A 13,085-nucleotide genomic window follows, 5' to 3' on the forward strand; every position below is an offset into this window, starting at 1 on the left:
TGGCCTCTCCTGGCTACCGGGCGCCGGTGATCATGCCGGCGCCGACGGTGTTGTTGGTGGCCTCGTCGATGAGGATGAAGCCGCCGGTGAGCCGGTTGCGGCCGTAGTCGTCGACGAACAGCGGCTGCGTGACCCGCAGGGAGACGCGGCCGATCTCGTTCAGCTCCAGCGCCGCGGCCTGCTCGTCGCGGTGCAGGGTGTTGACGTCCAGGCGGTAGTGCAGGTCCTTCACCAGGGCGCGGGCCGTGCGGGTCGTGTGCTTGATGATCAGCTTGGACCGGGGCGCGAGGGTGCGGTCGGGGGTCATCCAGCACACCATCGCGTCGATGTCCTGCGCGACCTCGGGCCGGTTGTGCGGGCGCGCGATCATGTCGCCGCGGGAGATGTCGATGTCGTCGGCGAGGCGCAGCGTGACCGACATCGGCGCGTACGCCTCGTCCACCGGGCCGCGCGGCCCGTCGATGTGCGTGATCGTCGTGGTCAGCCCGGACGGCAGGTGCACGACCTCGTCGCCGGGCTTGAGCACGCCGCCCGCGACCTGCCCCGCGTAGCCGCGGTAGTCGTGCAGCTCCGGGTCGGTGGACGCGTGCGGGCGGATCACGTACTGCACCGGGAACCGCACGTCGATCAGGTTCCGGTCGGACGCGATGTGCACGTGCTCCAGGTGGTGCAACAGCGACGACCCCTCGTACCAGGGCATGTTCACGCTGCGCTGGACGACGTTGTCGCCGTGCAGCGCCGAGATCGGGATGAACGTCATGTCGGTCACCTCCAGCTTGGAGGCGAACGCCGTGAACTCGTCCACGATCCGCTCGTAGACGCCCTGGTCGTAGTCGACCAGGTCCATCTTGTTGATCGCGACGACGAGGTGCGGGACCTGCAGCAGCGTGGTCAGGAACGCGTGCCGCCGCGACTGCTCCAGGATGCCCTTGCGGGCGTCCACCAGGATGATCGCGAGGTCGGCGGTCGACGCGCCCGTCACCATGTTCCGCGTGTACTGGATGTGGCCGGGGGTGTCGGCGATGATGAACTTGCGGCGCGGCGTCGCGAAGTAGCGGTACGCCACGTCGATCGTGATGCCCTGCTCCCGCTCGGCGCGCAGCCCGTCGGTCAGCAGCGCCAGGTTCGTGTACTCCTCGCCCCGGTCGGCGCTCGTCTTCTCCACCGACTCCAGCTGGTCCTCGAAGATCGACTTGGAGTCGAACAGCAGCCGCCCGATCAGCGTCGACTTGCCGTCATCGACGCTGCCGGCGGTGGCGAACCGCAGGAGGTCCATGCTTTTCACAGTGGAAGGGCCCTGCTCGGGCTCGGTTCCGGCCATTAGAAGTAGCCCTCCTTCTTACGGTCCTCCATCGCGGCCTCGCTGGTGCGGTCGTCGGCGCGGGTCTGGCCGCGCTCGGTGATCCGCGTGGCCGCGATCTCCTCGATCACCTCGTCCAGCGTCACCGCGGACGACTTCACCGCGCCCGTGCAGGACGCGTCGCCGACCGTCCGGTACCGGACGGTCGCCTCGAACTCCGGCTCGTCGTCGCCGCGGTTCGCGAACCCGGTCTCCGCGTCCAGCAGCAGCCCGTCCCGCTCGAACACGCGGCGGGTGTGCGCGAAGTAGATCGGCGGGAGCTCCAGCCCCTCCCGGCGGATGTAGTCCCAGATGTCCAGCTCCGTCCAGTTCGACAGCGGGAACACCCGCACATGCTCACCCTGAACGATCTTGGTGTTGAACAGGTTCCACAGCTCGGGCCGCTGGTTCTTCGGGTCCCACTGGCCGAACTCGTCCCGGAACGACACCACCCGCTCCTTCGCCCGTGCCTTCTCCTCGTCGCGGCGCGCCCCGCCGAACGCCGCGTCGAACCGGTGCTCCTCGATGGCGTCCAGCAGCGACGTCGTCTGCAGCCGGTTCCGGGACGCGCGGCGCCCCTTCTCCTCCACCACCCGGCCGCTGTCGATCGACTCCTGCACCGACGCGATCACCAGCCGGATGCCGAGGTCGGCGACCCTGCGGTCGCGGAACTCGATCACCTCGGGGAAGTTGTGCCCGGTGTCGACGTGCATCACCGGGAACGGGATCGGCGCCGGCCAGAACGCCTTCTGCGCCAGCCGCAGCATCACGATGCTGTCCTTGCCGCCCGAGAACAGCAGCACCGGCCGCTCGAACTCGGCCGCCACCTCGCGGAAGATATGGATCGACTCGGCCTCAAGGATGTCCAACTGGGACAGCAGATAGTCGCAACGCTGCATGTTCTAGGGCTCTTTTCACGCTGTTGTGGCAGATGCACCGGTGGCCGACGGGACGAGGCCACACCGGATCGAACGCCGGCCCGCGGTGATTCAGTCCCGCCCGGCGGTGGCCCTTTCGGGCGGTCCGCCGGGCAGCCCGGCCGTGCGGGCCGGTCGGGCCATGCGGGTCGCCCGGGCCGACTGGTCAGTCGGGCAAGGCGCCGCGCACGTCCCGGATGCCGGTCAGCAGCGTCGGCGCCGACACGGGGTGGCACACCAGGATATCCGGCAGCCGGGGGTCCTCCCGGTTGTACTCCAGCGGCGCCCCGTCCACCCGGGACGCGTGGGCCCCCGCGGCGAGCGCCACCGCCGCCGGAGCGGCCGAGTCCCACTCGTACTGGCCGCCGGCGTGCACATACGCGTCGACCTCGCCGAGCAGCACCGCGGATATCTTCGCCCCCGCCGACCCGATCGGCACGAGCTCCACGTCCAGGTCGATCCTGTCGGCGAGTTGCCGGAGGAAGTCGGGCGGGCGGGTGCGGCTGACGGCGATGCGGAGCTTGCCCGCGTCCGGCGCCGGGGCGTGCAGCGGGACCTCGCGCGGCTGCCCCTTGCGGGACGCGTCCTTCCCGGCCGTCACCGGGTCGGGCTCGCCGGGATCGACCCGGACGAGGGACGCGCCGCCGGTCGCGTCCGTCCGAAGCGTCAGGCCCTGCGCCGGGAGCGCGACCGCACCCGCCACGAGCCGCCCGCCGCCGGACGGGTCACGCCGCCACAGCGCCACGTGGACGGCCCAGTCGCGGCGGCCCTCCTCGGAGAACTCGCGGGTGCCGTCCAGCGGGTCGACGATCCAGACCCGGTCGGCGGTGCGCCGCTCCGCGTCGGAGGCGTTGCGGGTCGGGGCGCGGTCGTCGCCGCCCGCCCGCTTCCCCGCGACCGACGCGCGGCCCTCCTCGGACAGGACGGCGTCGCCGGGACAGCGCTCCGCCAGCGCCGCCATGAGGTACTCGTGCGCCCGCAGGTCGCCGGTGTCCTTCAGGGCCCGCGCGTCGGCGAATCCCTGCTCGTCCCGCACGTCCAGCAGCAGGCGTCCCGCCGCGGCGGCGAGGTCCGCCGCCAGCGCGTGATCGTCCGCCGCCGCTTGCACCGTCATTCCTTGATCACGTTCCCGGCTCGGCTGGTTTGCTCGGTCAACTTTCTCATGCGTCCAGGATGCCGCCGCGCGGCAGGGTGGACGATCCCGGCATGGGCGGTCGGATAGGCAGGGTCAGTACGCGCCGGAGCCGCGGAAGACCGCCGACCACGTCTTCCACATGATCTGCAGGTCGAGGGCGAGCGTCCAGTTGTCGACGTACCGCAGGTCGAGCCGGACCGACTCCTCCCACGTCAGGTCGGAACGGCCGCTCACCTGCCACAGGCCCGTCAGCCCGGGCTTCACCACGAGCCGCCGGTACACGTCGCCACCGTACTGGGCGACCTCCTCCGGCAGCGGCGGGCGCGGCCCGACCAGCGACATGTCGCCGCGCAGCACGTTGAACAGCTGCGGCAGCTCGTCCAGCGAGTACCGGCGCAGCCAGCGGCCCACCGGCGTCACCCGCGGGTCCGCGCGGATCTTGAACAGGACGCCGTCGTTCTCGTTGTGCTGCAGCAGCTCGACCTTGCGGGCCTCCGCGTCCCGGACCATCGTGCGGAACTTCCACACCGTGAACTCGCGGCCACCGCGCCCGACCCGCACCTGCCGGAACATCACCGGGCCCGCGCTGGTCACCTTGATCATGAGCGCGACCACCGCCAGCAGCGGGCTCAGCAGCACCAGCCCGGCCAGCGCCGCCGTCCGGTCGAACATCCCCTTGAGGACCTTGCGGACGCCGTCCAGCTCGGGGTGCTCCACGTGCAGCAGCGGGAGGCCCGCCACCGGGCGGATCGAGATGCGGGGGCCGGTCACGTCCATCAGCGCGGGCGCGACCACCAGCTCGACGTCGTCGCGCTCGATCTGCCAGGCCAGCCGGCGCAGCGCGGTGCCGTCCATCTCCGGGCAGGCCAGCACCGCCACCGAGTCGGCGCCGATCCGGTCGGCGACCGCGGCCGCCTGGCTGAAGTCGCCCAGCACCGGCACGCCCTCGACCTCGCTCACCGCGTCGTCGCCCGCGGCCAGCGCGGGCGGCAGGCACACGGCCGCGATGTCCATCCCGTGGTAGCGCTTCTGCTGCAGCACCCGGATGAGGTCGGCGACGGACGTGCGGTGCCCCACCGCGACCACGCGGCGCATGCACTCGCCGTTCCAGCGCCTGCGGTGCAGCCACTTGCGCAGCCGGTACCGCGCGAACACGTTGAGGAGCGTGCCAAGCGGCATCGCCATGACCACGTAGCCGCGCGCGACCTCCGTCTTGGTGGCGTACGCGATGATCGCCAGCGAGGCCGTGAAGATGAACCCGGCGCGCAGGACCCGGTGGAACTCCTCGTAGCCGACGCCGATGTACCTCGGCTGGTACGCCCGGCACAGCATGAGCGTCGGCACCCACAGCACGGGCAGCGCCAAGGTCAGCGCCACGTACGGCGCCGTGTAGGACCCCGTGGGGTTCTCCGGCACGCCCGGGAAGCGGAGCACGAACGCGATCACACCGGCCAGGAGCATGCTGAAGAAATCGAGACATCCGGCGAACCGGCGGTAGGATCCGCTCCAGCTCTGGGAGGTCACGCGTCGCTGCTCATGGCTGATCGATGACTCGGCCTGGACCTTGTCAACGACGGCCATAAACCACTCACCAATCCCCTGTAACGCGCGCCCCGTCAGCGCGATTCACACCGAAGACGGTTGAACGTCGCGTGAGGTTCACAAGCATCACGAACCTCGTTCGAGCAGCATCCTACGACCGCCTTTGCCGTGGTCAGCGGACAGACACCCCCAAAACCACGAGAACACCGGCAAAACAGGCCGGACGTGCGGCGGAACCGCCCCCGGACCTCGGGGATCGTCTCTCATCGTGATCTTGCGGTCCCGCTCTGTGGCCGGATCCGGTCAGTCCGTAGGAAAACGCAGGCCGTTCGCTCAGCCCGCGTGGAAGACGTTCTGCGCCGCGCCCAGCCCGTCGGCGATCAGCGCCTCCACCGCGTCCGCCGCCCGGTCCACGTCGAGGTCGAGGTCCTTCCGCTCGGCCGCCGAGAAGTCCTTCAGGACGAACGCGGCCGCGTCCATCCGCCCGGGCGGGCGCCCCACCCCGAACCGCACCCGCAGGTACTCCCGCGTGCCGAGCGACTTCGTGATCGACCGCAGCCCGTTGTGGCCGTTGTCACCGCCGCCGAGCTTGAGCCGCACCGCGCCGAACGGGATGTCCAGCTCGTCATGGACGACGATCAGCCGCTCCGCGGGCACCTTGTAGAAGTCGCACAGCCCCTTGACCGGGCCGCCCGACTCGTTCATGAACGAGCGCGGCTTCGCCAGCACCGCCCGCGCGCCCGCCAGCCGTCCCTCCAGCACCTCCGCCCGCGCCCGGTGCGCCTTGAACCGCCCGCCCGCCCGCGCGGCCAGGACGTCCAGCACCATGAACCCGGCGTTGTGCCTGTTCTTCGCGTAGCCCGGCCCGGGATTGCCCAGGCCGGCCACCAGCCAGAGATCCGCGCTCACCCGAACTCCTCCACAACGAGGACGGCCCCCGCCGGTGCGCACACCCGCAGGGACCGTGAAGGACTATGCGGCCCGAAGAACGCCGGTCACCCGGCGCCCGGCCGCCTCCGTCACTCGGAGGCGGACTCGCCCTCGGCGCCGGCCTCGCCCTCGCCCTCGGCGGCCTCCGCCTCGGCCTCGACCTCCGGCTCCGTGGACACGGTCGCGTCGCGGATCTGGACGATCAGGGTCTCCTCGTCCGCCATCAGCGTGGTGCCGGACGGCAGCTTCAGGTCCCTGGCCAGCACCTGGCTGTCGATCTCCAGGCCGCTGATGTCCAGCTCGACGGACTCGGGGATGTGCGTGGCCTCCGCCTCGACGGAGATCTCCACCGCCGTCTGCGCGACCTGGCCGCCCGCGACCACGTCGCCGACCAGCACGACGGGCAGGTCGACGGTGACCTTCTCGCCGCGCTTGACCAGCAGCAGGTCGACGTGCTCCAGGAACCCCTTGATCGGGTCGCGCTGCACGTCCTTCGGCAGCGCCAGCTCGGCGCCGCCGCCGAGGCCCTCGATCGTCAGCAGCACGTTCGGCGTCTTGAGCGCGAGCATCAGGTCGTGGCCCGGAAGCGAGATGTGCTGCGGGTCGGTTCCGTGACCGTAGAGCACGGCGGGCACCCTGCCGGCCCGGCGGGTGCGCCGCGCGGCACCCTTACCGAACTCGGTGCGCGGTTCGGCGGCGATGCGTACCTCGGACACGGCGAAAACTCCTCATTGTTGCGATCCACGGCCGTCCGCCATCGGACGTCCGCTACGGACAGTAGCGATCCTCGCACGCCAACGGGGGGCGGGCGACTCAAAGACTCATTGCGTTACCCAGGGAGCGCGGGACCTAACCGGCACGCACTGAACGACCTGAGGCAAACGCGGTCGCCAAAGTCTAGCCGATCGAAGACCCACCCCAAGCCGCAGCCGCCCCTCCGGCGCCTGCGACGCCGGGGCCAGAAGGAGGAGATATTAAGAATGCCCGCCGAAGAGGCTGGTGACCGAGCCGTCGGAGAAGACCTCGTTGATGGCGCGGGCTACCAAGGGGGCGATCGACAGGACGGTGAGCTTGTCGAACTGCTTCTCCTCCGGGATCGGCAGGGTGTTGGTCAACACGACTTCAGAGACGCGCGAGTTCTTCAAACGGTCGACCGCCGGGCCCGACAGGACGCCGTGCGTGGCGGCGACGACGACGCGGCTGGCGCCGTGGTCGAACAGGGCGTCCGCCGCCTTCACGATCGTGCCGCCGGTGTCGATCATGTCGTCCACCACGACGCAGGTGCGGCCCGCGACCTCGCCGACGACGTCGAACACCTTCACCTCGTTCGCCACGTCGGGGTCGCGCTTCTTGTGGATGATCGCCATCGGCACGCCGCCGAGCCGGTCCGACCAGCGCTCGGTCACCCGGACCCGGCCCGCGTCCGGTGCCACCACCGTCACCTGCGAGGTGTCCAGGCGGCTCTCGAAATGGTGCGCCAGCAGGTCCAGCGCGAACAGGTGGTCGACCGGGCCGTCGAAGAAGCCCTGGATCTGCGCGGTGTGCAGGTCGACCGTGATCAGCCGGTCGGCGCCCGCGGTCTTGAACAGGTCCGCCATCAGCCGGGCCGAGATCGGCTCGCGGCCGCGGTGCTTCTTGTCCTGCCTGGCGTACCCGAAGAACGGCGCCACCACGGTGATCCGCTTGGCCGACGCGCGCTTCAGCGCGTCCACCATGATCAGCTGCTCCATGATCCACTGGTTGATGGGCGCGGTGTGGCTCTGGATCACGAAGGCGTCGGAGCCGCGGACGGACTCCAGGAAGCGCACGAACGTCTCACCGTTCGCGAAGTCGTACGCGGACGTCGGCGTGAGGTCGACGTGGAGGTTGTCGGCTACTTCCTTGGCCAGGTCCGGGTGGGCTCGGCCGGTGAAGAGCATCAGCTTCTTCTGGCCGCTCGCTTTGATCCCACTCACCTCTGACAACTCCCCCTCAATGGAAAATGCCTTCACGTGGGTTGTTGTCCCCACTCCCCGCGCACCACAAGAGTCCGGGGCACGGGGTTGCCTTGTTGTTCGCGGAGGACGCCGATGTCCTCCACCTCCCCGCCTTGGGGCGGGGCAGTCTTCGCCGGACGCGCCGGGTTACGGCGCGTCCTCCTCATGAGCCTCTTGGGCTTCGTCCGCCTCTTCCGCCTCGCGGGCCCGGCGGGCGGCTTCCGCGGCGGGCGTGCCCGCGCGCTTGCGCTCGACCCAGCCCTCGACGTTGCGCTGCCGTGCCCGCGCGACGGCCATCGCCCCCGGCGGGACGTCCTGGACGATCACCGAACCGGCGGCCGTGTAGGCGCCGTCGCCCACCGTCACCGGCGCGACGAACATGTTGTCGCTGCCCGTCTTCACATGGGACCCGATGACGCTGCGGTGCTTCTTCACACCGTCGTAGTTCACGAACACCGAGCTCGCGCCGATGTTGGAGTGCTCGCCGATCTCCGCGTCGCCGACGTAGGTCAGGTGCGGGACCTTGCTGCCCTCGCCGATGTCGGCGTTCTTGGTCTCGACGAAGGTGCCGATCTTGCCCTTGCGGGCCAGCCGCGTCCCGGGCCGCAGGTAGGCGTACGGCCCGACCGACGCCTCGGGGCCGATCTCCGCCTCGACGCACACCGCGTTGGTCACGGTCGCGCCGTCGCCGACCCGGGTGTCGGTGAGCGTGCAGCCGGGCCCGACGCGGGCGCCCTCGCCCAGGTGCGTCCGGCCGTGCAGCTGCGTGCCCGGGTGGACCTCCGCGTCCCGCTCGGCGGTGACCTGCACGTCGATCCAGGTCGTGGCGGGGTCGACGATGGTGACGCCGGCCCGCATGTGCGCTTCGAGGATGCGGTCGTTCAGCTGCCTGCGCGCCTGCGCGAGCTGGACCTTGTCGTTCACGCCCTGCGTCTCGACCCAGTCGGCGGCCAGGTGCGCGCCGGCGCGGTGGCCGTCCCCGCGCACGATCGCGACCACGTCGGTGAGGTACTCCTCGCCGTTGGCGTTGTCGGTGGTGACGCGCTTGAGGGCGTCCGCGAGCAGGGCGCCGTCGAAGGCGTACATGCCGACGTTGATCTCGTTGATGGCGCGCTGCGCCTCGGTCGCGTCCTTGTGCTCGACGATCGCCTCGACGCTGCCGTCCGCCGCCCGGACCATGCGCCCGTAGCCGGTCGCGTCGGGCATCTCGGTCGTCAGGACGGTCGCCGCGTTGCCCTCGCCCTCATGGGTCCGGACGAGCGCGGTGAGGGTCTCGCCCCGCAGCAGCGGGACGTCGCCGTTCAGGACCACCACGGTCCCGTCGAGCGCGCCGGTCTGCTCCAGCGCCATCCGGACGGCGTGCCCGGTCCCGTTCTGCTGCTCCTGGACGGCCGGTTCGGCGTCCGGTGCGGCCTCGGCGAGATGTTCCACGACCTGCTCGCGCCGGTGCCCGACGACCACGACGAGCCGCTCGGGCTCCAGCTCGCGGGCGGCGGCCAGCACATGGCCGAGCATGCTTCGCCCGCACAGCTCGTGCAGGACCTTCGAGGTACGGGACTTCATCCTGGTGCCCTCGCCCGCGGCGAGAACGATGACGGCGGCCGGTCGGCTCGCAGCACTCACAAGGAGGCTCCTCGGCATCGCGGACGGGATCGGTTCGGCGAGCACGTCCACCCGCGACATCCCTGTCCACCAGGCCGGACGCACCCGACACGGGCAGGATACCGCCCGCTCCGGACCTGTCACCCCGCCGCCCACCCGTGGCACGATCCAGCCACCACCGATGGCCCGACCTGGACGATCGACGGCGCGCCCCGGACGCTCGCAAGGGCTCCGGCGCCAGGACTCGAACCTGAACTATGGGTACCAAAAACCCAGGTGCTGCCAATTACACCACGCCGGATCAGGCGGGACATTCCCCCCGCCGGAGATCACCTGCCGGACCAACGATACCGGTCGGAGGGTCGGCGCCCACACCCATTACCGGCCCCCGCGACGGGCGGGGACGGCCTCGGGCCGGAACGGGACGTCGGTGCGAGAAGAGTGTTTTGTGGCTCGTGGGGCAGTTTCCTGCTGAATTTACCGTTCGTCGGTGTCCAACCTACGGTTCCGTAGGTTACGGTGGCGTAGGTAGGGCATCAGTAGCAGGAAGCGCGAGTCACAGGGAGTGGTTACGCAATGACGACAGCGCCGGCCGTGGGTCCTCCTCGCCGCCAAGGGCTCCCGGAGACCGAGCCCGTGCCCCAGGGGAACGCCGAACGCGTGCTGGTCGCCGTGTTCACGGGCGTCCCGTTCCTGGCCCTGTTCGCGGCGATCCCGCTGGCCTGGGGCAGGTTCCTGGGCTGGACGGACATCATCCTCATGGCGGTCTTCTACGTGCTGTCCGCGGGCGGCATCACGGTCGGATACCACCGGCACTTCACGCACGGGTCCTTCAGGGCCAAGCGTCCGCTGAAGGTCTTCCTCGCGCTCGCGGGGAGCCTCGCGATCGAGGGGCCCGTCATCATGTGGGTCGCCGACCACCGGCGGCACCACAAGCACTCGGACAAGGAGATGGACCCGCACTCCCCGTGGCGCTTCGGCAACGACTGGAAGGCGCTGACCAAGGGGCTGGCGTGGGCGCACTACGGGTGGCTGTTCGACGGGAACCGGACGTCCAAGCGCCGGTTCGCCAAGGACCTGCTGAACGACTCCGACATCAGGCGCATCCATCTCGCGTTCCCCGGGCTGGTGGCGGTGTCGTTCCTGCTGCCGGCGCTGATCGGCGGCATGGTCTCGATGTCGTGGGCCGGGTTCCTGACCGCGCTGTTCTGGGCGGGGTTCGTCCGGATCACGCTCGTCCACCATGTCACGTGGTCGATCAACTCGATCTGCCACACCTTCGGCAAGGAGGACTTCGAGGTCCGCGACAAGTCCAGGAACGTGTGGTGGCTCGCCATCCCCTCGCTGGGCGAATCGTGGCACAACCTGCACCATTCGGACCCGACGTGCGCGCGGCACGGGGTGCTGAAGGGGCAGATCGACATCAGCGCGCGGATCATCTGGCTGTTCGAGAAGGCGGGCTGGGCCTATGACGTCCGGTGGCCGAACGATGACCGGCTGGCCGCGAAGCGCACCAAGCAGGCGGTGTGAGCGCCACAATTGATGCCGTGACAGATCCCGCACCCCGGACCCGCAGAAAGCGGATGACGGGCAAGGAACGCCGCGAGCAGCTGCTCAACATCGGGCGGACGCTGTTCGCCGCGCGCGGGCTGGACGGCACGTCGGTGGAGGAGATCGCCTCCGCGGCGGGCGTGTCGAAGCCCGTGGTGTACGAGCACTTCGGCGGCAAGGAGGGCCTGTACGCGGTCGTCGTCGACCGGGAGTTCGAGCGGCTGCTGAGGCTCGTCACCGAGGCGCTGAACTCGGCCGTCCACTACCGGAGCAAGCTGGAGAAGGCCGCGCTGGCGCTGCTGAAGTACATCGAGGAGAACCCGGACGGCTTCCGGATCCTCGTCCGGGACTCGCACGGCGGCACCGGCACCGGCAGCTACGCGAGCCTGCTGAGCGAGATCGCCGGCGAGGTGGAGTACATCCTCGCGCAGGAGTTCGACCGGCACGGCTACGACGACAAGTTCGCGTCGCTGTACGCCCAGAGCCTGGTCGGCATGGTGGCGCTGACGGGCCAGTGGTGGCTGGACGTCCGCAAGCCGCGCCGCGAGGACGTGGCCGCGCACGTGGTGAACCTCGCGTGGAACGGCCTGTCGGGGCTGGAGCCGAGGCCGTCGCTCGATCCGCGCCAGCGGCGCAAGGAGCAGGAGCGCGCGGAGAAGCGCGCGGAGAAGGCCGCCGCGAAGGCGGAGAAGGCCGAGGAGAGGGCCGCCGCCAGGGAAGAGAAGGCCGCGGCCAAGGCGGAGAAGGCCCAGCGCAGGGGCCGCCGCGACCCGGAGATCGCCGACCCGTCCGCGTGACGGCCGAAGGCCGCGTGACTACCGGTCCGCCTGCATGAATTCCAGACGGTTGCCCACGGGGTCGTCAGCGTAGAAGCGGCGGTATCCGGCGGGCGGCACCGGCGGCCGTCCGGAGTTCGTCCGGATGGCCGCCGGCTGGGGTCGCCGGTCTCGGGTCGCGAGGCCGGGATACGCCGGACGCCGCCGGACCATCCGAGGTGGCACACCGCAGGGGAACGATTCGCGTCCCTCGGCAGGGCCTTGGCGGCACCCCGTCCTTGGGCGTCGAGAGGCCGCGGCTCGGCACGGTGTCTCTCGACATCAAGAGACAGCATGCACCAGACGGTATCTTGAGGTCAAGAATCGACGCGCGTGGCGATCACGAAGATCCGCCGGAACGGGAACACGGTGCCGTAGGGCGCTGACGGGTACGCCTGCCGCAGCCGCTCCCGGTACTCGGCGAGGAACTCCTCCGTCTCGGCGGGGTCGAGCGTGGACAGGACGGGCCGCAGCGCGCTGCCCTTGACCCATTCGAGGACCGGGTCGTCGCCGTGCAGGACCTGGATGTAGGTCGTCTCCCAGGCGTCGACCGCGCAGCCGTGGCGGGTCAGCTGGTCGAGGTAGCCGGCGGCGTCGAGGACGGGAGCGTCCCGCTGGAACGCGCCGAGCTTGCCGCGCCACCGGTCGGAGCGGCCCAGCTCGCGCAGCAGGACGTGGCTGGGCTCGCCGAAGTTGCCGGGGACCTGGAAGGCGAGCCGTCCGCCCGGTGTGAGCGCGTCCACCCACCGGGGCAGCAGGTCGAGGTGCTCCGGGACCCATTGCAGGACGGCGTTGCTGACGATGAGGTCGACCGGGCCCTCGGGCCGCCAGGTGGCGACGTCGCCGACGCGGAAGCTCAGCCGTCCCGGGATCTCGCGCCGCCGGGCCTCGGCGATCATCTCGGCGGAGCTGTCGAGGGCGTCGATGACCGCCCCCGGCCAGCGGGCGGCGAGGGTCGCGGTCAGCTCCCCCGTCCCGCAGCCGAGATCGACCACGCGGGCGGGGTCGGCGCCGTCGAGGCGTCCGGTGAGTTCGCGGAAGGGCCTGGCGCGTTCGCCGCCGAAGGCCTCGTACTGCGCTGGGTCCCACACCGTGTTCATAGTCCGCCTCACGTGTCCCGGCACTTGTCTCGATGTCAAGATACAACGGATCGGTCCGGAGACCGATGCCGGGTTCGGCCGGTCGCCGGATGCGGGGCGGGTGCCGCGCTTCCTAGGCTCGCCGGCATGACGCTGAGCAGAGAATCGGGCGGGTGGGCGCTGGTGCTCGGGCCGGGCG

The 13,085-nt window shown here is 70.6% G+C and carries 11 protein-coding genes and 1 tRNA gene; 2 read left to right on the top strand and 10 right to left on the bottom strand.

All coding sequences use genetic code 11. The annotated features are described in order from the left end of the window. Window positions 1-13: 13 nt before the first annotated feature. The 9 genes from E1264_RS07835 to E1264_RS07875 form a co-directional block, all read right to left on the bottom strand. Window positions 14-1,276 carry a GTP-binding protein gene (locus E1264_RS07835; RefSeq protein WP_132171100.1) on the bottom strand — a complete coding sequence of 421 codons (1,263 nt, stop codon included), beginning with the start codon at window positions 1,274-1,276 and terminating at the stop codon, window positions 14-16. A 44-nt stretch (window positions 1,277-1,320) separates the two neighbouring features. Beyond that, window positions 1,321-2,238 carry a sulfate adenylyltransferase subunit CysD gene (gene cysD, locus E1264_RS07840; RefSeq protein WP_132171102.1) on the bottom strand — a complete coding sequence of 306 codons (918 nt, stop codon included), beginning with the start codon at window positions 2,236-2,238 and terminating at the stop codon, window positions 1,321-1,323. 184 nt (window positions 2,239-2,422) lie between these two features. Beyond that, the gene (locus E1264_RS07845) at window positions 2,423-3,370 is read right to left on the bottom strand and encodes a 3'(2'),5'-bisphosphate nucleotidase CysQ (protein ID WP_132171104.1); all 948 of its coding nucleotides are present in this window, start codon (window positions 3,368-3,370) and stop codon (window positions 2,423-2,425) included. A gap of 114 nt (window positions 3,371-3,484) precedes the next feature. Next, complete coding sequence (locus tag E1264_RS07850; protein WP_132171106.1) at window positions 3,485-4,972, bottom strand: sugar transferase; 1,488 nt, start codon at window positions 4,970-4,972, stop codon at window positions 3,485-3,487. Window positions 4,973-5,266: 294 nt separating this feature from the next. After that, window positions 5,267-5,842 carry an aminoacyl-tRNA hydrolase gene (pth, locus tag E1264_RS07855; RefSeq protein WP_132171108.1) on the bottom strand — a complete coding sequence of 192 codons (576 nt, stop codon included), beginning with the start codon at window positions 5,840-5,842 and terminating at the stop codon, window positions 5,267-5,269. 110 nt (window positions 5,843-5,952) lie between these two features. After that, on the bottom strand, window positions 5,953-6,579 hold the full coding sequence (locus E1264_RS07860) for a 50S ribosomal protein L25/general stress protein Ctc (protein ID WP_132171110.1): 627 nt from the start codon (window positions 6,577-6,579) through the stop codon (window positions 5,953-5,955). A gap of 258 nt (window positions 6,580-6,837) precedes the next feature. Beyond that, window positions 6,838-7,818: a ribose-phosphate diphosphokinase gene (locus tag E1264_RS07865; protein WP_132171112.1), complete on the bottom strand. Its 981-nt coding sequence runs from the start codon at window positions 7,816-7,818 to the stop codon at window positions 6,838-6,840. Window positions 7,819-7,986: 168 nt separating this feature from the next. Further along, window positions 7,987-9,480 carry a bifunctional UDP-N-acetylglucosamine diphosphorylase/glucosamine-1-phosphate N-acetyltransferase GlmU gene (gene glmU / locus E1264_RS07870; RefSeq protein ID WP_132171122.1) on the bottom strand — a complete coding sequence of 498 codons (1,494 nt, stop codon included), beginning with the start codon at window positions 9,478-9,480 and terminating at the stop codon, window positions 7,987-7,989. A 190-nt stretch (window positions 9,481-9,670) separates the two neighbouring features. Next, a tRNA-Gln gene (locus E1264_RS07875) sits at window positions 9,671-9,742 on the bottom strand. A 275-nt stretch (window positions 9,743-10,017) separates the two neighbouring features. On the opposite strand from E1264_RS07875, the gene E1264_RS07880 reads away from it, so the two are divergent. After that, the gene (locus E1264_RS07880) at window positions 10,018-10,971 is read left to right on the top strand and encodes an acyl-CoA desaturase (protein WP_132171114.1); all 954 of its coding nucleotides are present in this window, start codon (window positions 10,018-10,020) and stop codon (window positions 10,969-10,971) included. Window positions 10,972-10,988: 17 nt separating this feature from the next. Then, window positions 10,989-11,789 (top strand): TetR/AcrR family transcriptional regulator, encoded by an 801-nt coding sequence (locus E1264_RS07885; protein WP_243710812.1) that lies wholly within the window; start codon window positions 10,989-10,991, stop codon window positions 11,787-11,789. A gap of 335 nt (window positions 11,790-12,124) precedes the next feature. On the opposite strand, the gene E1264_RS07890 is transcribed toward E1264_RS07885, so the two are convergent. Next, window positions 12,125-12,907 (bottom strand): trans-aconitate 2-methyltransferase, encoded by a 783-nt coding sequence (locus tag E1264_RS07890; RefSeq protein WP_132171116.1) that lies wholly within the window; start codon window positions 12,905-12,907, stop codon window positions 12,125-12,127. Between the last annotated feature and the right edge of the window lie 178 nt (window positions 12,908-13,085).

This window comes from Actinomadura sp. KC216 (assembly GCF_004348535.1).
In the GTDB taxonomy this organism is placed as follows: domain Bacteria; phylum Actinomycetota; class Actinomycetes; order Streptosporangiales; family Streptosporangiaceae; genus Spirillospora.

What these genes read in the sequence shown, in the direction of transcription:
- E1264_RS07835 (WP_132171100.1), bottom strand. Translation starts at nt 1,276, where the DNA reads ATGGACCTCCTGCGGTTCGCCACCGCCGGCAGCGTCGATGACGGCAAG.
- cysD (WP_132171102.1), bottom strand. Translation starts at nt 2,238, where the DNA reads ATGCAGCGTTGCGACTATCTGCTGTCCCAGTTGGACATCCTTGAGGCC.
- E1264_RS07845 (WP_132171104.1), bottom strand. Translation starts at nt 3,370, where the DNA reads ATGACGGTGCAAGCGGCGGCGGACGATCACGCGCTGGCGGCGGACCTC.
- E1264_RS07850 (WP_132171106.1), bottom strand. Translation starts at nt 4,972, where the DNA reads ATGGCCGTCGTTGACAAGGTCCAGGCCGAGTCATCGATCAGCCATGAG.
- glmU (WP_132171122.1), bottom strand. Translation starts at nt 9,480, where the DNA reads ATGCCGAGGAGCCTCCTTGTGAGTGCTGCGAGCCGACCGGCCGCCGTC.
- E1264_RS07880 (WP_132171114.1), top strand. Translation starts at nt 10,018, where the DNA reads ATGACGACAGCGCCGGCCGTGGGTCCTCCTCGCCGCCAAGGGCTCCCG.
- E1264_RS07890 (WP_132171116.1), bottom strand. Translation starts at nt 12,907, where the DNA reads ATGAACACGGTGTGGGACCCAGCGCAGTACGAGGCCTTCGGCGGCGAA.